The organism is Mesorhizobium sp. WSM4306 (assembly GCF_007003975.1).
Taxonomy (GTDB): Bacteria; Pseudomonadota; Alphaproteobacteria; order Rhizobiales; family Rhizobiaceae; genus Mesorhizobium.
Window position 1 is genome coordinate 37,160 of record NZ_VFTC01000009.1, and the last position, 18,479, is coordinate 55,638.

Sequence of the window (18,479 nt, forward strand, 5' to 3'; positions counted from 1 at the left end):
GCTTAGACCGTCGCGACCGGAGGCTCGCTATGCCTGCCTTCGGGCTTCTGCGCATTCTGCCGTTCTGCCCAATCCTCCAGCCAGTCGCGGCTTTGCATTTCGATCAGCCGCGAGGCCGTGCGATCGAATTCAAAGACTTCGTTGCCGCGCCTGGCCGTATAGAGCTCCTGCGGCGGCGCCTCGGCGCTGACCACCAGCCGCGTGTGATGATCGTAGAGCGTGTCGATCAACAGGATGAAGCGTTTGGCCTCGTTGCGCTTGCCTTCGCCCAGCACCGGCACGTGATCGATGAAGACGGTGGAGAAGCGGCCGGCAATGGCGAGGAAATCGCGCGCGCCGAGCGGCCTTTCGCAGAGGTCGGCAAAGGAAAACCGCGCCGCCTCGCCCGCCGCGGCCGGCACGGTCACTTGCCGGCCCTTCAGCGCCAACGACGTTGCGGCGGTCGGCGCGCCGCGCGTCATGGCCTGCCAGGCCTCGTCGAGCACCCTGTCTGCCGCCGCATCCGCCGGGGCGACATAGACCGGCGTGCGGGCGAGTTTTTCCAGACGGTAATCCTGGTCTGCATCGAGCGCCAGCACGTGGGCGTGGCGCTCGAGAATGCCGATGAAGGGCACGAAGAGCTGGCGGTTCAGCCCGTCGCGATAGAGGTTTTCGGGCGCGACATTGGAGGTGGCGACCAGCACCACGCCATTGGCAAACAGCGCCGAGAACAGCCGCGACAGGATCATCGCATCGGCAATGTCGGTGACCGAAAACTCGTCGAAGCACAGCACCCAGGCCTGTTCGGCAAGCTGGAGCGCGACCGGCAGGATCGGATCGTCCTCCTTGACGTCACCGTTCTTGCGCGCCTGTCGGTGCTTCTGGATGCGGTCCTGCACATCGGCCATGAAGTCATTGAAATGGACACGGCGCTTGCGGCGGACCGGCAGCAGCTCGAAGAACATGTCCATCAGCATGGTCTTGCCGCGGCCGACGCCACCATGGATGTAGAGGCCCTTGACGACCTCGCGCGTCTCGCGCTTGCGGGCAAACAGCCAGCCGAGCGCACTCGACTTCTGCGCCAGCCGCTTGACCGAGATCTCATCGGTCAACCGGTCGAGTGCGGCGGCGATGCGCTCCTGCGCCGGATCGCGCCCGATGGCGCCGGTGTCGACCAGATGGTCGTAGCGCTGCCTGACGGTCGCATGGGTCTGGAGGCCGTCACGCAGATGCATCGGTCACGTCGCTGTCTAGGGATAGGCAGCTTATCTTGTAAGCGAAATCGGCAAGCCGGTGGAAGTCTGGCCGTCGAATTTCGAACCGCCCGACGAATAGAGCCGCGCCAGCGTGCCGCCATTCTCATCGTAGAGCGTCAGCTGCTTGCCGGCGACGTTCCACGACTTGATGCCGTCGATGGGTGCGGGGCAATGCAGCGGTCCGGCGCGATAGCCGGCGCCGAATTTGGTCTGCGGAGTCGCCACCTTGCAACTCTGACCCGAAACGCTGGCGTTCCAGACGCCGGCGACGCTGGCCGCGGTGAGGTCGGTGGCGCCAGCCGGCGCCGATCCATCCGGCGGCAGCGAGGCGACCTGGGTGCCGGCCGGCGCCGTCGGGAATTGCGAGGGGTCGGTTGTGCCCGGCGCTGCCGGCGGCGGCAGCTGGCTTCCGCTCACCGTGCCGGCCGGCGCGGGCTGCAGGGGCGCCGGCTGTTGATCATCCATCGATGAAAAACGCGAGGTCGAACAGCCGCTTGCAAACAGCGCTGCCAGCGATACGGCCACCAGGCCGCTTCTCGAAAAAGTCATGTCAACCTCCGTCGGATCCGGCTGGGGGGAAGCCGTCCGCACAATCTCACCCTCACCAAGATGGAGAAGGTGGCGAAATTTCAACCCGATATGGTTAAAATAGGGTTTGCGGCAAGAATTGTTGTAAATTTATCGCAAAATGGCGGCCGAACCACAGTCTGTTTTGGCGTCAAGCGTGCGCACTGCATCGCCTCACCAACTTTCTAGCGCGGTTCGAACCGGTAGAGTGGTTGCCACAGTGGCATCGGGGGTCGCAGCAAATCGGCGCAGCGGCGGTCCAGGGCGAGCGCCAAACCATGAGCCCGAAGCACTGCCGTCTTCCAGTCGCCAGCTGTTTTCAGAAAGGCCAGCGCATCTGAAGGGCGGTCAGCTGCGATCATGAGATCTGCTGCGACGATGCGATCTTCCGGAGAGATGGTTTCGCCGGCCTTGAGTCTGCTGGCCAATCCGACCCACTGTTCCCAAGGAAAGGCCCCGGTGAGCAGTTTCGGGCGAGGTGGCGGTTCGGCCCCATTGCTTTGCATGAAAGAGGTCAACGTCGACCGAGCCAACGCCCTGTCGATGAACGAATCCGCCGTTTCGCCCTGCGCTTCAAAGATTAGAGCGTGACGCAGGTTATCCTCCCGCTTGCGGTGACCAAGAACATAATCGATCCCGTCGAGCATGGCTGTCGTAACAGCATCGGGATCGTTGATCGGGTCGAGCTGTTTTGCGGCAATCTGCGCGTTGAGTGCCGCTGCCACTGTGGTGCCGAGGCGCAGGTCGCCGGTCTCGTTCACGAGAGGCAGCAGGATCGCGGCCTGAGGAGAATAGGCAACCAGTTGCCCGACTTGTCGGATAGCTGGCCCCATATCGTTTTGACGGTCGAGCGCCTGCACTTCGGCTGGCTGTTTGGAGATATCGAAGGAAGGGCGAAGATCGGCTGAGTAGAGAGCATTGCGGATAAACCCCGTGCGATTGCCCTTGTGGGGTGGAAGCTTGTCGAGGTACGCGACGTAGTCTGAGAGGTCGTCCTTGACTGCCCGCATCTCGAGAGCCAGCAGCCAAACGCCTGCATTTTCGGCCCTTTGGGCGAACTGAGTCTTTGCCGCGTCATCGAGAACGGACAGCGCGGCCGCAATTGCTTTGGCGGCGTCTGACGCCTGATTCAGATCCAACGTCTGCAAGTGCCCCAGTTCGCCCAGCAGCCAATCGCCGCCATCCTCGGTGACAAGCACGTGGAAGGCAGGTAGCCCAAGCTGAGGCACAATCGACTTCGCGTTGGGCAGCGGTTGCATGCCGGCAATCATCGCCGCCCGGTCCGATGTTTTTGCGTAGGCAAGCCTGAGTTCGACAATGCGCAGCGGCGGATGACTGCGTTTTTCCAGCCCTGCGATAAGCGCCGTGCCCTCGGCGTAGGCGAGGCCGCCATAGCGTATCTTCAGATAGGCCGCATCGTCGCCAAAGCGGTCGCGCCAGAAATTCGGAAATGTCGCCGGTTCGGCAAGCAGGAAATCGGCTGCATCCAGGATGGTTGGCGTGTGGGTGCAGGCGCTGGGCTCTGTCTGCGCGGCGGCAGCCGGCGATATCGGCCCAATCCCCAGGATCGCCGCTGTGATTGCAAGAACTAGCCAACGCATGGGCGGCCCTCCGTTCCGCTGCACGATCGTACACCGGAAATCATCGCCCGCACCAGCGCATGGCCTTTAGCCATGGACACGCATCCACCCGGCAAATGCTTGCGCCGGAGGCCCTGGTCCCTATCTAGCAAGGACAGAAACCTGCCGGAGCCGAAACCTTGGCCGCGAGAAAGAGAGCCGCCAACCGCTATTACAGCGGCCCGCCCAGCGACCATTTCGACGGTACTCTGTTCTTCAACCCCGACGGCCAGATGCCCGGCCGCTTCACCGATCTGCTCAAATGGCAGTTGAGCGGCGAGCGTTCGAAATGGCCGCCGGCCAATCCGAGCCCGTTTGAGCCGGCAGAGCCGGCGGCGCGCATCGACGGAAGCGGGCTGCGCCTGACCATGGTCGGCCATTCCACGCTGCTGATCCAGACCGCCGGCCTCAACATCCTGACCGACCCGGTTTGGTCGCCGCGCGTCTCGCCGCTCTCCTTTGCCGGCCCTAGGCGCGTCAATGCGCCAGGCATCGCCTTTTCCGAATTGCCGCCGATCGACCTGGTGCTGGTCAGCCACAACCATTACGACCATCTCGACCTCGCCACGCTCAAGCGGCTGAAGGCTAGGCACGATCCGCAGGTGCTGACGCCGCTTGGCAATGACGCGATCATCGAAGCCACCGTACCCGGCATGCGGCTGACCGCGCATGACTGGGGCGAGCGGGTCGAGATTACCAAGGACATCGCCGTCCATGTCGAGCCGGTGCACCATTGGTCGGCGCGCGGCGCACGCGACCGGCGCATGGCATTGTGGGCCGGCTTCGTGGTCGAAACCCCCGCCGGAAAGATCTATTTCGCCGGCGACACCGGCTTCCATGGCGGCGCCAACTACCGGCTGATGGCTGAAAAGCATGGCGGCTTTCGCCTTGCCATCCTGCCCATCGGCGCCTACGAGCCGCGCTGGTTCATGGCGCCGCAGCACCAAAATCCGGAGGAGGCGGTGCAAGGCATGAAGCTCAGCAACGCGGCTCACGCCGCAGGCTGCCACTGGGGGACGTTCCGGCTCACCGACGAACCGATCGACGAGCCGGCGCAAAAACTTGGCCAGGCGCTGGAGGCCGAAGGCCTGCCGCAGGATCGATTCCGCGCCTTGCGGCCGGGCGAGATCTGGGACGTTCCGGACGCCTAGCCAAGGAACCCTACGGGGCGAAACGCGTTGTTTGCTCAACGCAATTTGGCCGGGAGCCTTTCCATGATCAAATGGATCATCATTCTTCTGATTGTCGCCGCTGCCGCGAGCCTGCTTGGCATGCCGGCGCTGGCGGGGGCCGCAGCCACCGGTGCGCGCGTGCTTATCGGCATCGTTCTCGTCATATTCCTGCTGTTCGTGCTCGGCGTCTTTGCGGTAACCTAGACGCAGCCCACACTGGTAATTCCTGCCCGTTTCCGCCATATAGCGGCAAAACGGACAGGAATTACCGAACGCCATGGCAGGCACGGCCCCCTTCGCCAAGATGAACGGCATCGGCAACGAGATCATCGTTGCCGACATGCGTGGTCGTGCCGACAAGGTCACGGCAGCGTCGGCTGTCGCGCTCAACGCCGATGCGACGACCAGGTTCGACCAGATCATGGCGATCCATGATTCGCGCACACCTGGTACTGCCTATTACATCGACATATTGAATTCCGACGGCTCGGGCGCGCAGGCCTGCGGAAACGGCATGCGTTGCGTCGTCCAGGCGCTGGCTGCCGAAACCGGCCAGAAGACTTTCACCTTCGAGACCCGCGCCGGCATCCTCAACGCCGTCGAGCATGCCGACGGCACGATCTCGGTCGACATGGGAACGCCGCGCTTCGGCTGGCAGGATATTCCGCTGGCCGAAGAATTTCGCGACACCCGCATGATCGAACTGCAGATCGGCCCGATCGACGCGCCGGTGCTGCATTCGCCTTCGGCTCTCTCGATGGGCAACCCGCACGCCATCTTCTGGGTCGACAACGATGTCTGGTCCTATGAACTCGAGCGCTTCGGCCCGCTGCTCGAAAACCACCCGATATTCCCCGAGCGCGCCAACATCACCATTGCCCAGGTGACGTCGCCGGAGACGATGATCATCCGCACCTGGGAGCGCGGCGCCGGCTTGACCAAGGCCTGCGGCTCGGCCGCTTGCGCCTCCGTGGTCGCCGCCGCCCGCACCCGGCGCACCGGCCGCAGCGTTACGCTGATGACGCCCGGCGGCGGCTCGCTGCATGTCGAATGGCGCGACGACGACCACGTCATCCTGACCGGCGCGGCCGAATGGGAATTTTCCGGCAGTTTCGATCCGTCGACCGGCAGCTGGGCCCGCGACACCGAAAGCGCGGCTTGATGGCTAGTCTTGCCAATTCCAAAGGCATCGACGTCGTCACCTTCGGCTGCCGGCTGAACACCTATGAGTCCGAGGTGATGCGGCGTGAGGCGGAAAGTGCCGGCCTCGGCGCGCTCGCAGGCGGCGCCATCATCTTCAACACCTGCGCCGTCACTTCGGAAGCGGTGCGCCAGGCCAAGCAGTCGATCCGCAAAGCCCGCCGCGAAAACCCGCAGGCGCGTATCATCGTCACCGGCTGCGCGGCGCAGACCCAACCGCAGAATTTCGTTGCGATGGACGAGGTCGATCTGGTGCTCGGCAATGAGGAGAAGCTGAAGGCGAACTCCTATCGCGCACTGCCGGATTTCGGCGTCAACGACACCGAAAAGGCGCGCGTCAACGACATCTTCTCGGTGCGTGAGACGGCCGGCCATATGGTCGACGCCATCGAGGGCAGGGCACGCGCCTTCGTTCAGGTGCAAAATGGCTGCGACCATCGCTGCACCTTCTGCATCATCCCTTACGGTCGCGGCAATTCGCGCTCGGTGCCGATGGGCGCCGTGGTCGAGCAGGTCAAGCGGCTGGCCGGCAATGGCTATGCCGAGATCGTCCTGACCGGCGTCGACATGACGTCTTTCGGCGCCGACCTGCCGGGCGCGCCGAAATTGGGCAGGCTGGTAAAGACCATCCTGAAGCAGGTGCCCGACGTGAAGCGGCTGCGCCTGTCCTCCATCGATTCGATCGAGGCCGACGACGATCTGCTCGATGCCATCGCCACCGAACCCAGGCTGATGCCGCATCTGCATCTGTCGCTGCAATCCGGCGACGACATGATCTTGAAGCGCATGAAGCGCAGGCATTTGCGCGACCAGTCGATTCGCTTCTGCGAGGATGTGCGCAAATTGCGCCCTGGCATCGTCTTCGGCGCCGACATCATCGCCGGCTTCCCGACCGAGACCGAGGACATGTTCGAGAATTCGATAAAAATCGTCGAGGAGTGCGGGCTGACGCATCTGCATGTCTTTCCATTCAGCCCGCGCGAAGGCACGCCCGCCGCCCGCATGCCGCAGGTCCGCCGCGAACTGGTCAAGCAGCGCGCCGCCAGGCTGCGCGCCGCCGGCGAGGCCGCGTATCGGCGTCATCTGGCATCGCTTCCCGGCACGCGCCAGTCGATCCTGGTCGAACGTGACGGTCTTGGCCGTACCGAAGGGTTTACTCTGGCCGCCATCGCCGCCGGCGCGCCGGGCGAGATTGTCGAGGCTGTCATTTCCGGCCATGACAGCGCTCGCCTCATTGCAGCACCGCTCACTGCCCGCGCCGCCTGAGACGATTGAAGCATGGCCGGTTTTTTCAAGAAGATATTTTCGTTCGGCAAGAAGGAAGTCGTCGAGGAGCGCATCGACGAAACCGCTCCGCTGCCGCCGATCAAATGGGACGCGCTTGAGGCGCTGAAGCCGGCGGTTGAACAAGTCGTTCCGGAATTTTTGAAGCGCGACGAGCCAGCACCAGCTCCCCACCCTCCCCTCGAGGGGGAGGGTCGCCACGAAGTGGCGGGGAGGGGTGACAGCGCCGACGCCGGCGCCAGTCACCCCCACCCCCAAGCTTCGCTTGGGACCTCCCCCATCGAGGGGGAGGTAGAGCCTGCGCCCGAAGAACCGAAGCCCGAACCAGCACCGACCATTCCGCCAGCACCGGAGCCGGTCGTCCCCTCCGAGCCTGAACCGCTGCCGGAGCCTGTGCCGGAGGAAGAGCCGCAACGGGAACCTGAGCCCGAGCCGCTGGAGCCTGAGGAGGTTCCTGCGTCGCCCGCCGCTCCGGAGCCCGAACCGCAGCCGCAAGAGGTGCCGCCGGCACCGGCCGAGCCGGAGATCGAACCGTCGCGCCCGGAAAGGCTGCCTGAGCCAGCGCCTGTCGAGGTGCCGACACCGGCCGAGCTTCCCGCCGAAGCGCCCCCGATCGAGGTGCCGCCACCGGCCCCGTCTCCTGCGCAGCCGATCTCAGAAGCCAGCGCCGCCCCTCATCCGCCTGCCGGCACCTTCTCCCCGTATAGGGACGGGGAGAAGGAAGAAGCTCCTGCGCCAGCGCCTTACCCTCCCCTCGATGGGGAGGGTCGACGCGAAGCGGCGGGGTGGGGTGATGGCGCTGACGTTCATGCCAGTCACCCCCACCCCCGAGCTGCGCTCGGGACCTCCCCCATCGAGGGGGAGGTAAAGCGCACGCAGCCCGAAGCTGCACCCACGTCGGTCGAAGCACGGCCCGTCATTACCGAGGTCGCGCCCAAACCAGTGCCAGCCCCGCAACCTTCGCCAGAGCCCAAACCCGCTCCCGGCAAGGTGACCGTCACCAAGAAGGTCGAGCAGAAGGCTGAGCCGGTCAAAGCGCCGGAACCGACGCCGCGGCGCTCCTGGTTCCAGCGCATGCGGGACGGGCTGGCGCGGTCGTCGCGCGAACTCACCGGCAACATTGCCGGCGTCTTCACCAAGCGCAAGCTGGATGAGGAAACGCTGCAGGACCTTGAGGACGTGCTGATCCGCGCCGATCTCGGCCTGGAGACCGCGCTGCGCGTCACCGATGCGCTGGCCTCGAGCCGCTACGGCAAGGATGTCTCCGATGGGGAAGTGCGCGCCGTGATGGCGGCCGAGGTGGAGAAGGTGCTGACCCATGTCGCCATGCCGCTGGAGCTCGACCTCTCGCACAAGCCGCATGTCATCCTGGTCGTCGGCGTCAACGGCACCGGCAAGACCACGACCATCGGCAAGCTGGCGGCAAAACTGACCGATGGCGGCTTATCGGTGATGCTCGCCGCCGGCGATACCTTTCGCGCTGCAGCCATCGAGCAATTGAAGATATGGGGTGAGCGGACGAAATCGCCAGTCATCGCCTCCAAGATCGGCGCCGATGCCGCCGGCCTCGCCTACGACGCCTTCGAGAAGGCCAAAGAGGCTGGCTCCGACGTGCTGATCATCGACACCGCCGGCCGGCTGCAGAACAAGACCGAGTTGATGGCCGAACTGGAAAAGATCGTTCGCGTGCTGGGCAAGCTCGATCCGGAGGCACCGCACACCGTGCTGCAGACGGTCGACGCCACCACCGGCCAGAATGCGCTCAACCAGGTTGAGATCTTCCGCAATGTCGCCGGCGTCAACGGCCTGGTGATGACCAAGTTGGACGGCACGGCGCGCGGCGGTATTCTGGTGGCGATCGCGGCAAAGCACAAATTGCCGGTCTATTTCATCGGCGTCGGCGAACAGGTCGACGACCTCGAACCTTTCTCAGCCAGCGAATTCGCCAGGGCGATCGCGGGCGTAGCGTAACAGGCAATGATCCCGAAGAGCTGACGGCTTTTTGGACAAGATCATGCGTCAGAAGGAAGTCATGAACCCTCCCATCCTCGAACGCGACCCGTCCGACCCGCAAAAGAAGAAGGAAAGCGTCAATCCGCTGCTCAAGCTGGTGCTGGAACTCGGGCCGCTGATGGTGTTCTTCTTCGCCAATGCGCGCGGCGCCTGGCTGGTCGAGAAATTCCCGGTCCTGGCCGAGTTCGGCGGGCCGATCTTCGTCGCCACCGGCCTGTTCATGGCCGCGACCGCAATCGCGCTGATCGCCTCCTGGCTGCTGATGCGCACCTTGCCGATCATGCCGATGGTTTCGGGCGTCGTCGTCTTCATCTTCGGCGCATTGACGCTCTATCTGCAGGACGACGTCTTCATCAAGATGAAGCCGACCATCGTCAACACGCTGTTCGGTGGCGTGCTGCTCGGCGGCCTGTATTTCGGCCGCTCGCTGCTTGGCTATGTCTTCGATTCGGCCTTTCGCCTCGATGCCGAAGGCTGGCGCAAGCTGACCTTCCGCTGGGGCCTGTTCTTCCTGTTCCTGGCTCTTGCCAATGAAGTGGTGTGGCGGAATTTTTCGACCGACTTCTGGGTTACCTTCAAGGTCTGGGGCATCATGCCGATCACGCTGCTGTTCACCTTCAGCCAGATGCCGCTGATCCTGCGCCATTCGCTGGATGACAAGACCGAGAATGCGGAGAAAGCTGGCAAATAGCGCAATTCCAGGAAAAGTGTGTAGCGGTTTTCCCGGGAAAAGCGCGTAGCGCTTTCCCTTGGGAATTGCGCTGGAATTGGAGGAGACGGCTATGGAATTCGTCACCACGCGCGACGAGCTGAGGACGATCTACAAGACGCCGCGGCCGACCGACGCCTCGATGCGCAAGGAACTCAAGGCGCTCGACGGCCACTGCCGCTCCTTCATCGGCAAGAGCCCCTTCGTGCTGATCGGTTCTTCCGATAACGCCGGCAATGCCGACGTGACGCCGAAAGGCGATAAACCAGGCTTCGCCCTTGTCCTCGACGACAAGACCATCGCCATCCCCGACCGACCCGGCAATAACCGGCTCGACACGTTGGAAAACATCCTGCTCAACCCTTCGGTTGGGCTGCTGTTCCTCATCCCCGGCATGAACGAGACGCTGCGCATCAATGGCGACGCCCGCATCACCGTCGATGCAGGCTTGCGCGAGCGTCTCGCCGTCGACGGCAAGCAACCGCAAAGCGTCGTCGTGGTGAGCGTCAAGGCCGCCTACATGCATTGCGCCAAGGCCTTCATGCGTTCGCAATTGTGGAAGCCGGACAGCTGGTATGATCGCGCGACATTGCCGACGCTTGGCCAGATTCTATCCGACCAGATGACGCTTTCCGAAACTGCCGGCGAGTTCGACCGCTCGCTCGACGAGGCCTACCGCCAGACCATGTGGTAGAGTGGAGCACGATTCGCCCACCCCGGTTTCCCCTTGATCGAGCTCCTCGCCGTTTCCGGCAGCCTGCGCGCCGCCTCGACCAATTCCGCGCTGCTCGCAGCGCTGGCCGCGAACGCGCCTTCGGATTGCCGGGTAACCATCTATGACGGGCTCGGCCTGCTGCCGATCTTCAATCCCGACGACGAAGGCGAGCGCACGCCGGCCGAAGCCACGCGACTGATCGATGCCGTCACCCGCGCCGACGGCATCATCGTTTCCTGCCCCGAATATGCGCATGGCGTGCCGGGCGGCATGAAGAACGCCCTCGACTGGCTGGTCTCGCGCGACGCCGCCGTCGGCAAGCCGGCCATGCTGGCCCACGCCTCCGCGCGCTCGCTCTACGCCCGCGCCGCGCTGGCCGAGATCATGCGGACGATGTCGTTTGCGCTCTGCGAGGACGCGGTGTTGGAGATCGCCTTGCTGGGCAAGAAACCGCCGGAGATGGAAGCCATTCTGGCGGAGCCAACGAATGTGCTGGCGATGCGGGAAGCTGTGCAGGCCTTTGCGGGTTTTATACGCGGGCAGTGAGCGTCCTACCTCTTCCGCAGCGTCTCGACATCGGTCTTGCCGACATACCAATCGCGCGCGTTGACCTCTTCGAACACCACCCAGACGTCGTCATTGCCGAGCCCGGTTGCGTCCATGATGGCCGCCGTTACCTTTCTAGCGATGTCAGCCTTCTTGCCCGCCGGATCGGCGGCGATCACTTCCTTGACGATGCGGATGTTGACGAATGGCATGACGTCCTCCCCTTGAATTGTGCCTGATATCGCCACTGGCAGACGGCTTCGAAATCCGCTCCGGCGAACCACTTGGCGGCGGTTCCGGCAGCCGCGGCGCAACCGGCGTCGCGGGCATGCGCAGGAGCGCCATCAAGGGCCGCCAGAGAAGCGTTTCCAGCAGCCTCAATAGGTCTTGGCCCCGTTCACCATCAGCCGCACCATGTAGAGCGACGTCGTGCCGGCGATGTAGAGGCAGTTCAGCTTGTTGCCGCCGAACACGCAATTGGCGACGACTTCCGGCACCTTGACCTTGCCGATCAGCGTGCCGTCGGGATCGTAACAATGGATGCCGTCGGCGGCACTGGTCCAGATGCGGCCGGCCTCGTCGAGCCGGAAACCGTCGAACAGGCCCGCCGTACAGTCGGCAAACACCTTTCCGCCCGACACTTTCTTGCCGCCCTTGCCGATGTTGAAGACCCGCATATGCGCCGGGTTTTGTGAGCCATGGGTGCGGCCGGTGTCGACGACATAGAGCTGGCTTTCATCGAGCGAGAAGGCAAGCCCGTTCGGCCTGACCATGTCGGTGATGACAGCCTCGACCTCACCGCTGCCGGGATCGACCCGGTAGACGTAGCAGGCGCCGATTTCGCTCTCGGCCTTGTCGCCCTCATAGTCGGTGTCGATGCCGTAGCTCGGATCGGTGAACCAGATCGAGCCGTCGGAGCGCACCACGACGTCGTTGGGCGAATTCAGACGCTTGCCTTTCCATTTGGCCGCGATGGTGGTGATCGAGCCGTCATACTCGGTGCGGCTGACGCGGCGGCCGGAATGCTCGCACGTCACCAGCCGGCCCTGGCGGTCGACGGTGTTGCCGTTGGAATTGCCGGAGGGCTGACGGAACACGCTGACATTACCGTCAGTCTCGTCATAGCGCAGCATGCGGTTGTTGGGGATGTCGGACCAGACAACATAGCGGCCGGCGGCGAACCAGGCCGGCCCTTCCGCCCACTGACAGCCGGTGAACAGTTTTTCCACCTGGGCGTTGCCATTGAACAGCCGCGCGAAACGCGGATCGAGAATTTCGTAATAATCTGCAGTCGCCATGCTTTTCCTCCGGGCATCACGCAACGTGCGGATCAAGCCAGCCTGTGAACGAGAAGGCAAGACGGCGCATGAGCAATTTGTAAGACAAAAGGCGCACGCCCAGTGTTGGCCCGGAAACGTGTTCGGCCGTGCATGGTGCTGTTAGCGCTGCATTAACCGGCTATGCGTCCTGCGCAATGGTGCATTGCAACATCTTCTTTTTGCAACGCACCATTCCTATGTCATGCTGCGTACAGTCAAGGGAGGAACAAATTCGCCGCTGATATGCGGCACGAAAGGACCCTTGCTATGATCTTCGACAGTCTCATGACCCGCGCTCGCACCTCGATTGCCAAGCGCAAGCACTACAACCGCCTCGTTGCCGAAATCGAGAACCTTTCCGGCCGCGACCTCGCCGACCTGCGCGCCGACCGCTCGGAAATGCTCTACCAGGTCCACAAGCAGATCTACGGCTGAGCACCTCATCGCGCCGCTCCGTCGCGAAGACCCCAGGATCCATGCCGTGACTCTCGAGCGGTGCAACGGTGCAGAATTCTGTCTACCGTTCCACGCAGCGCTTATTCTGATCCGCAGTAGTCTACGGCCGACGTCACGGCATGGATTCTAGGGTCTGCGCCGCGTCGCTTCGCTCCTTGCTTCGCCCTGGAATGACGAAATGAAAGGGCGTTGTCGCCTAACCCGGTGCCGCGAGCGCCTTCTCGATCTCCGGCATCAGCACCGTCTGCGCCGACTCCCCCGTCAGCGGCCCGACATATTTGTAGGCAATCTTGCCATCCTTGCCGATGACGAAGGTTTCCGGCACGCCGTAGACGCCCCAGTCGATCGCGGTGCGGCCGGCTTCGTCGACGCCGATGGCCTGGAACGGATTGCCGAGATCGCCGAGGAACCGGCGCGCGTTTTGCGGCTCGTCCTTGTAATTCAGCGCTGCAAGCGTGAAGCGCTTGTCCTGCGACAGCGCCAGCAGCACCGGATGTTCTTCCCGGCACGGCGCGCACCACGATGCGAAGACATTGACCAGCGTCACTTTGCCGGCGAACGCTTTCGAATCCAGCCCGGGCAGGTTTGACCCTTCCAGCGCCGGCAGATTGGTCCGCGGCGCCGGCAGGCCGATCAGCGCCGACGGCACTTCCGCCTCATCGCGTCCCGACAAAAGCTGCAACAGGAACAATCCGGCGAGGCCGAGGAAAACCAGCAGCGGCAACAGCACGATCAGGCGGCGGCGCGTCGGCGCTTCGCTTTCCGTGCTCATGGTTTGCTGGCCCCAGTGCTGGCCCCAGTGCTGGCCTTGTCCGAACGCCGCCGTACGCCTGCTGCCTCTAGTTCTGCCAGTTCGCGTTTGCGCCCACGCTGGTCGAGCAGGATCCAACCGATCAGTCCGGCCAGCACGACCGCCGTGATGCCATAGGCGGCGGTGACATAAAGGGCGTGTGCGCTCATGCAGCCCGCTTCCCTTCCGCTGTCGCTTCGCCGTGCTCGATCATGGCCTTCCCATAGCTTTGCAGCTTCGGCTTCGCAATTGGCCGCTGCGCCGCAGCGGCCACATCAATCCGTTCCATGCCGCAGCGCCAGCGCTGCCGCCACCGGGCCTAGCACCGCAAGAAACAGCGTCAGCGCGGCAAGAATGAGGAAGGGCTGCAGAAACGGGTCGGGATCGGCCACCGCGCCGTAACTGGCCGACACCCCGAAGATCAGCACCGGTATGGTCAGCGGCAGCACCAGCACCGAAATCAACAGCCCGCCGCGCGGCAGCGCTACCGCCACCGCCGCGCCCACCGCGCCGATGAAGGTGATTGCCGGCGTGCCGACCAGCAGCGTCAGCGCGGTGGCGCCGATGCTGAGCGGTTCCATATTCATGAACAGGCCAAGCAAAGGTGCCGCGACCACCAGCGGCAGAACGCTGCCCGCCCAATGTGCCAGGCACTTCACCAGCACCGTCAGCGCCAGCATGTGCCGGTCATTGCCGAGCACAAGAAGGTCGAGCGAACCGTCCTCGCGGTCGGCCTGGAACAGGCGATCGAGACCGAGCAGGCAGGCGAGCAAGGCGCCGATCCACAGGATCGCCGGACCGATACGCGCCAGCAGCTTGAGGTCCGGCCCAACGCCGAAGGGGATGGTGGCAATGACGGCGAGGAAGAAGATGACGCCCGTCAACGCCCCGCCGCCGGCACGGATGGAGAGGCGGATGTCGCGGAGAACTAGGGCTAGCACTTCACCCTCCCCCTTGTGGGGAGGGTCGGCGCGCAGCGCCGGGGTGGGGGAGCGGCGGTTGTCATAAGAGACCACCACCCCGCTCCGCTTCGCGGATCGACCCTCCCCACAAGGGGGAGGGTGAGCCCATCACCAACGCCTGTGCCCCATCCAGTCCCAGCGGCAGATGCGTCGCCGCGACAACAATCCCGCCCTCGGCGCAGTGCCTCGCCATCAGCCCCGCAAACCGCGTCTCCGAAGCCTTGTCCAACCCCGCCGTCGGTTCGTCCAGCAGCCACAGCGGCCTATGGCTGACCAAAAGTTTCGCAATCGCCGCCCGCCTTCTTTGACCGGTCGACAGATAGCCGAACGGCAGATGGCCGATACCGCCCAACCCCACCGTTTCCAGCGCCTCTTCGACACCCAACTGGCCATCGCCGTTGAAATCGCGCCAGAAGCGCAAATTCTCCGCTACGCTCAGCGCCGTCTTCATTGCATTGAGATGGCCGAGATAGTGGCAGGCCGAAGCGATCGTCGGAAACGTCTCGCCGCCGCTCTCGATTCGCACATCGCCTTCAGCCCTCGGCAGCAGCCCGGCGATGACCCTGAGCAGTGTCGATTTGCCTGATCCGTTCGGTCCGGTGACGACCAGCGCCTGGCCCTTTTCGAGCGCAAAGCCGATGCCGGAAAAGATCCTCTCGCCGCCGCGTTCGCCGCCCAGATTTTCGGCAATCAGCCGCATGCCTGCCCGTCCCGAAAACTTTACCGTGCGACAGCTGCCGCATCGCACAAAATTGCCTGTCGACTGTCTAGAACTATTCCAGAAAATTCTCTATATGCGGGTCATCCGTGCCAGCGGTCGGCACGGGAACAGAATTTGCGCCGAACCAGCGCACGCGCCGCCTTGAACGGCTCGGGTTGCTCGGGAGCGGACAGCGGAAATGGCCGTACCCGCACCTTTGCGCGTGATTGCATGCCCATCGGCGTCCGTTCCCTTTCAGGCTGAACAGACAAGGACGGACCGCACGTGTCAAAAACCCTCGACAGTTTCAATTGCCGCCGCACCCTCACCGCGGGTGGCGCGGACTATGTCTATTACAATCTGGTCGAGGCCGAGAAGAACGGCCTCACCGGCATCGCCCAGTTGCCCTATTCGATGAAGGTGCTGCTGGAGAACCTTTTGCGCAATGAAGACGGCCGCTCCGTCACCAAGGAGAGCATCCAGGCGGTTGCCGGCTGGCTGACCGACAAGGGCACTGCAGGCGTCGAGATCGCCTATCGCCCGGCCCGCGTCCTGATGCAGGATTTCACCGGCGTTCCAGCGGTGGTCGATCTCGCGGCAATGCGCGACGGCCTCAAGGCGCTCGGCGGCGATCCGCAGAAGATCAATCCGCTGGTGCCGGTCGACCTCGTCATCGACCACTCGGTCATCGTCGACGAATTCGGCACGCCAATGGCCTTCGCCAGGAATGTCGAGCTTGAATATGAGCGCAACGAGGAACGCTACAAGTTCCTGAAATGGGGCCAGCAGGCGTTCCGCAACTTCCGTGTCGTGCCACCCGGCACCGGTATCTGCCACCAGGTCAACCTCGAATATCTCGGACAGGTTGTCTGGACCAACACCGAAGACGGCGAAACCACTGCTTATCCCGACACCTGCGTCGGCACCGATTCGCACACCACGATGATCAACGGCCTTGGCGTGTTGGGCTGGGGTGTCGGTGGCATCGAGGCAGAGGCCGCCATGCTCGGTCAGCCGGTCTCCATGCTGTTGCCGGAAGTCATCGGCTTCCGCCTCACCGGCAAGCTGAAAGAAGGCGTCACCGCCACCGACCTCGTGCTCACCGTCACCCAGATGCTGCGCAAGAAGGGCGTCGTCGGTAAGTTCGTCGAGTTCTTCGGCGCCGGCCTCTCCAACATGACGCTGGCCGACCGCGCCACCATCGGCAACATGGCGCCCGAATATGGCGCCACCTGCGGCTTCTTCCCGGTCGACGGCGAGACCATCCGCTACCTGACAATGTCGGGCCGCGAGGAAAGCCGCATCGCGCTTGTCGAGGCCTATGCCAAGGCGCAAGGCATGTGGCGCGACACCGGATCGGCCGATCCGATCTTCACCGATTTGCTCGAGCTTGAACTCAGCGAGGTCGTGCCGTCGATGGCCGGCCCCAAGCGCCCTGAAGGCCGCGTCGCGCTGGAAGGCATTCCGGCCGGCTTCGCCAAGGCGATGGAGACCGAATACAAGAAGGCTGCCGAAATCTCCAAGCGCTACGCCGTCGAGGGTACCGACCATGATCTCGGCCATGGCGACGTCGTCATCGCCGCCATAACCTCGTGCACCAACACCTCGAACCCGAGCGTGCTGATCGGCGCCGGCCTTTTGGCGCGCAACGCCAACCGGCTTGGCCTCAAGCAGAAGCCGTGGGTAAAAACCTCACTTGCGCCGGGCAGCCAGGTGGTCGCCGAATATCTCGAAAAATCCGGCCTGCAGAAGGAGCTCGATCAGATCGGCTTCAACCTGGTCGGCTTCGGCTGCACCACCTGCATCGGCAATTCCGGCCCGCTGCCGGCGCCAATCTCGAAAACCATCAATGATAAAGGTTTGATTGCTGCCGCGGTTTTGTCCGGCAACCGCAATTTCGAAGGCCGCGTCTCGCCCGACGTGCAGGCCAACTATCTGGCCTCGCCGCCGCTGGTCGTCGCGCATGCGCTGGCCGGCACGGTCACCAAGGACCTCACCACAGAACCGCTCGGCGAAGGCCGCGACGGCAAGCCGGTCTACCTCAAGGATATCTGGCCGAGCTCGGCCGAGATCCAGGAGTTCATCGAGAAGAACGTCACCCGCGAACTTTTCGCCCGCAAATATGCCGACGTCTTCAAGGGCGACGAGTACTGGCAGAACGTCAAGGCGCCGGAAGGCCAGACCTATGCCTGGGACGACAATTCGACCTATGTGCAGAACCCGCCCTATTTCGCCGGCATGACCGCCGGTTTCGGCAAGATCGGCGACATCAAGGGCGCCCGCGTACTCGGCCTGTTCGGCGACAAGATCACCACCGACCACATTTCGCCGGCTGGTTCGATCAAGGCTGCTTCGCCGGCCGGCAAATACCTCACCGACCACGGCGTCGGCGTTGCCGACTTCAACCAGTATGGCACACGGCGCGGCAATCATGAGGTGATGATGCGCGGCACCTTCGCCAACATCCGCATCCGCAACCACATGCTGGGCGAGAACGGCCGCGAGGGCGGCTACACCATCCACTACCCCAGCAAGGAAGAGGAATCGATCTACGACGCGGCGATGGAGTACAAAAGGGAAGGCGTGCCGCTGGTCATCTTCGCCGGCGTCGAATACGGCAACGGCTCGTCGCGCGACTGGGCAGCCAAGGGAACCAATCTCTTGGGTGTCCGTGCCGTCATCGCCCAGTCCTTCGAGCGCATCCATCGCTCGAACCTGGTCGGCATGGGCGTCATCCCCTTCGTCTTCGAGGAAGGTACCTCCTGGGCTTCGCTCAACCTCAAGGGTGATGAAATGGTCGAGATCGACGGCCTGAGCACAATCAAGCCGCGCCAGACCATGATCGCCAAGGTCACCTATGGTGACGGCACGGTGAAGAACGTGCCGATCATCTGCCGCATCGATACGCTGGACGAGCTCGACTACTTCAAGAACGGCGGCATCCTGCAATACGTGCTGCGCGATCTGGCTGCGTAGGGAATAGGGCGTAGGCAGTAGGGAATAAGGCCTCCTACTGCCTACTGCCTACTGCCTACCGCCCAGTCTTTCCAAAGCATTGGCTGGCCGGCCGGAAGTTTCGCCTTGTCCGCCCGCAGTAAAAATCGGTTGGGCTCAGCAAGATCTGCCGCAAGCTCCTGATGGCATGCTCCTGATCGAACCGGGCGGTGAAGTGCTCCGCCCATAGCGGCCATA

20 protein-coding genes are annotated in these 18,479 nt (G+C 63.6%); 10 read left to right on the forward strand and 10 right to left on the reverse strand.

The window, feature by feature from the left end:
* Positions 1 to 2 precede the first annotated feature (2 nt).
* The 3 genes from zapE to FJV77_RS13005 form a co-directional block, all read right to left on the reverse strand.
* Positions 3 to 1,214: a cell division protein ZapE gene (gene zapE / locus FJV77_RS12995; protein ID WP_142867201.1), complete on the reverse strand. Its 1,212-nt coding sequence runs from the start codon at positions 1,212 to 1,214 to the stop codon at positions 3 to 5.
* Positions 1,215 to 1,244: 30 nt separating this feature from the next.
* Positions 1,245 to 1,784, reverse strand: coding sequence for an AprI/Inh family metalloprotease inhibitor (locus FJV77_RS13000; RefSeq protein WP_112560096.1), 540 nt, complete (start codon positions 1,782 to 1,784; stop codon positions 1,245 to 1,247).
* Positions 1,785 to 1,987: 203 nt separating this feature from the next.
* Complete coding sequence (locus FJV77_RS13005; RefSeq protein ID WP_142867202.1) at positions 1,988 to 3,403, reverse strand: hypothetical protein; 1,416 nt, start codon at positions 3,401 to 3,403, stop codon at positions 1,988 to 1,990.
* Between the two features lie 158 nt (positions 3,404 to 3,561).
* Between FJV77_RS13005 and FJV77_RS13010 the strand changes: the two genes are divergently transcribed.
* From FJV77_RS13010 to FJV77_RS13045, 8 genes are all read left to right on the forward strand, one after another.
* Positions 3,562 to 4,572: an MBL fold metallo-hydrolase gene (locus FJV77_RS13010; RefSeq protein WP_142867203.1), complete on the forward strand. Its 1,011-nt coding sequence runs from the start codon at positions 3,562 to 3,564 to the stop codon at positions 4,570 to 4,572.
* Positions 4,573 to 4,635: 63 nt separating this feature from the next.
* Positions 4,636 to 4,797: a DUF1328 family protein gene (locus FJV77_RS13015; protein ID WP_142867204.1), complete on the forward strand. Its 162-nt coding sequence runs from the start codon at positions 4,636 to 4,638 to the stop codon at positions 4,795 to 4,797.
* Between the two features lie 73 nt (positions 4,798 to 4,870).
* Positions 4,871 to 5,755: a diaminopimelate epimerase gene (dapF, locus tag FJV77_RS13020; protein ID WP_142867205.1), complete on the forward strand. Its 885-nt coding sequence runs from the start codon at positions 4,871 to 4,873 to the stop codon at positions 5,753 to 5,755.
* Positions 5,755 to 7,059: a tRNA (N(6)-L-threonylcarbamoyladenosine(37)-C(2))-methylthiotransferase MtaB gene (gene mtaB, locus FJV77_RS13025; RefSeq protein WP_142867206.1), complete on the forward strand. Its 1,305-nt coding sequence runs from the start codon at positions 5,755 to 5,757 to the stop codon at positions 7,057 to 7,059. Before dapF ends, mtaB begins: the two co-directional genes overlap by 1 nt.
* Before the next feature lie 12 nt (positions 7,060 to 7,071).
* On the forward strand, positions 7,072 to 9,048 hold the full coding sequence (gene ftsY, locus FJV77_RS13030) for a signal recognition particle-docking protein FtsY (RefSeq protein ID WP_142867207.1): 1,977 nt from the start codon (positions 7,072 to 7,074) through the stop codon (positions 9,046 to 9,048).
* A gap of 61 nt (positions 9,049 to 9,109) precedes the next feature.
* Entirely contained in the window at positions 9,110 to 9,781 is a 672-nt protein-coding gene (locus FJV77_RS13035) for a septation protein A (RefSeq protein ID WP_142867208.1), read from the forward strand.
* 91 nt (positions 9,782 to 9,872) lie between these two features.
* Complete coding sequence (locus FJV77_RS13040; protein WP_142867209.1) at positions 9,873 to 10,493, forward strand: pyridoxamine 5'-phosphate oxidase family protein; 621 nt, start codon at positions 9,873 to 9,875, stop codon at positions 10,491 to 10,493.
* A gap of 33 nt (positions 10,494 to 10,526) precedes the next feature.
* Positions 10,527 to 11,060 carry an NADPH-dependent FMN reductase gene (locus tag FJV77_RS13045; RefSeq protein WP_142867210.1) on the forward strand — a complete coding sequence of 178 codons (534 nt, stop codon included), beginning with the start codon at positions 10,527 to 10,529 and terminating at the stop codon, positions 11,058 to 11,060.
* A 5-nt stretch (positions 11,061 to 11,065) separates the two neighbouring features.
* Here the strand turns inward: FJV77_RS13045 and FJV77_RS13050 are convergent, their stop codons facing one another.
* Complete coding sequence (locus FJV77_RS13050) at positions 11,066 to 11,272, reverse strand: 4-oxalocrotonate tautomerase family protein (RefSeq protein ID WP_142867211.1); 207 nt, start codon at positions 11,270 to 11,272, stop codon at positions 11,066 to 11,068.
* 165 nt (positions 11,273 to 11,437) lie between these two features.
* Positions 11,438 to 12,358 carry an SMP-30/gluconolactonase/LRE family protein gene (locus FJV77_RS13055; protein WP_142867212.1) on the reverse strand — a complete coding sequence of 307 codons (921 nt, stop codon included), beginning with the start codon at positions 12,356 to 12,358 and terminating at the stop codon, positions 11,438 to 11,440.
* 288 nt (positions 12,359 to 12,646) lie between these two features.
* Between FJV77_RS13055 and FJV77_RS13060 the strand changes: the two genes are divergently transcribed.
* Positions 12,647 to 12,814, forward strand: a complete 168-nt coding sequence (locus FJV77_RS13060; protein WP_142867213.1) for a hypothetical protein — start codon at positions 12,647 to 12,649, stop codon at positions 12,812 to 12,814.
* A 217-nt stretch (positions 12,815 to 13,031) separates the two neighbouring features.
* Here the strand turns inward: FJV77_RS13060 and FJV77_RS13065 are convergent, their stop codons facing one another.
* The 5 genes from FJV77_RS13065 to ccmA form a co-directional block, all read right to left on the reverse strand.
* Entirely contained in the window at positions 13,032 to 13,607 is a 576-nt protein-coding gene (locus FJV77_RS13065) for a DsbE family thiol:disulfide interchange protein (RefSeq protein ID WP_142867214.1), read from the reverse strand.
* The gene (gene ccmD, locus FJV77_RS13070) at positions 13,604 to 13,795 is read right to left on the reverse strand and encodes a heme exporter protein CcmD (RefSeq protein WP_142867215.1); all 192 of its coding nucleotides are present in this window, start codon (positions 13,793 to 13,795) and stop codon (positions 13,604 to 13,606) included. The genes FJV77_RS13065 and ccmD overlap by 4 nt, the downstream gene beginning before the upstream one ends.
* Positions 13,792 to 13,914: a hypothetical protein gene (locus tag FJV77_RS33270; RefSeq protein ID WP_281408580.1), complete on the reverse strand. Its 123-nt coding sequence runs from the start codon at positions 13,912 to 13,914 to the stop codon at positions 13,792 to 13,794. The genes ccmD and FJV77_RS33270 overlap by 4 nt, the downstream gene beginning before the upstream one ends.
* Positions 13,901 to 14,566: a heme exporter protein CcmB gene (gene ccmB / locus FJV77_RS13075; RefSeq protein ID WP_142867216.1), complete on the reverse strand. Its 666-nt coding sequence runs from the start codon at positions 14,564 to 14,566 to the stop codon at positions 13,901 to 13,903. Before ccmB ends, FJV77_RS33270 begins: the two co-directional genes overlap by 14 nt.
* Positions 14,567 to 14,627: 61 nt before the next feature.
* Complete coding sequence (ccmA, locus tag FJV77_RS13080) at positions 14,628 to 15,287, reverse strand: heme ABC exporter ATP-binding protein CcmA (RefSeq protein WP_142867217.1); 660 nt, start codon at positions 15,285 to 15,287, stop codon at positions 14,628 to 14,630.
* Positions 15,288 to 15,572: 285 nt separating this feature from the next.
* Between ccmA and acnA the strand changes: the two genes are divergently transcribed.
* Entirely contained in the window at positions 15,573 to 18,263 is a 2,691-nt protein-coding gene (gene acnA / locus FJV77_RS13085) for an aconitate hydratase AcnA (protein WP_142867218.1), read from the forward strand.
* The last annotated feature ends 216 nt before the right edge of the window (positions 18,264 to 18,479 follow it).

Coding starts and splice junctions, on each gene's coding strand:
- zapE (WP_142867201.1), bottom strand. CDS start 1,214: ATGCATCTGCGTGACGGCCTCCAGACCCATGCGACCGTCAGGCAGCGC.
- FJV77_RS13000 (WP_112560096.1), bottom strand. CDS start 1,784: ATGACTTTTTCGAGAAGCGGCCTGGTGGCCGTATCGCTGGCAGCGCTG.
- FJV77_RS13005 (WP_142867202.1), bottom strand. CDS start 3,403: ATGCGTTGGCTAGTTCTTGCAATCACAGCGGCGATCCTGGGGATTGGG.
- FJV77_RS13015 (WP_142867204.1), top strand. CDS start 4,636: ATGATCAAATGGATCATCATTCTTCTGATTGTCGCCGCTGCCGCGAGC.
- dapF (WP_142867205.1), top strand. CDS start 4,871: ATGGCAGGCACGGCCCCCTTCGCCAAGATGAACGGCATCGGCAACGAG.
- mtaB (WP_142867206.1), top strand. CDS start 5,755: ATGGCTAGTCTTGCCAATTCCAAAGGCATCGACGTCGTCACCTTCGGC.
- ftsY (WP_142867207.1), top strand. CDS start 7,072: ATGGCCGGTTTTTTCAAGAAGATATTTTCGTTCGGCAAGAAGGAAGTC.
- FJV77_RS13035 (WP_142867208.1), top strand. CDS start 9,110: ATGAACCCTCCCATCCTCGAACGCGACCCGTCCGACCCGCAAAAGAAG.
- FJV77_RS13040 (WP_142867209.1), top strand. CDS start 9,873: ATGGAATTCGTCACCACGCGCGACGAGCTGAGGACGATCTACAAGACG.
- FJV77_RS13050 (WP_142867211.1), bottom strand. CDS start 11,272: ATGCCATTCGTCAACATCCGCATCGTCAAGGAAGTGATCGCCGCCGAT.
- FJV77_RS13055 (WP_142867212.1), bottom strand. CDS start 12,358: ATGGCGACTGCAGATTATTACGAAATTCTCGATCCGCGTTTCGCGCGG.
- FJV77_RS13060 (WP_142867213.1), top strand. CDS start 12,647: ATGATCTTCGACAGTCTCATGACCCGCGCTCGCACCTCGATTGCCAAG.
- FJV77_RS13065 (WP_142867214.1), bottom strand. CDS start 13,607: ATGAGCACGGAAAGCGAAGCGCCGACGCGCCGCCGCCTGATCGTGCTG.
- ccmD (WP_142867215.1), bottom strand. CDS start 13,795: ATGAGCGCACACGCCCTTTATGTCACCGCCGCCTATGGCATCACGGCG.
- FJV77_RS33270 (WP_281408580.1), bottom strand. CDS start 13,914: ATGGAACGGATTGATGTGGCCGCTGCGGCGCAGCGGCCAATTGCGAAG.
- ccmA (WP_142867217.1), bottom strand. CDS start 15,287: ATGCGGCTGATTGCCGAAAATCTGGGCGGCGAACGCGGCGGCGAGAGG.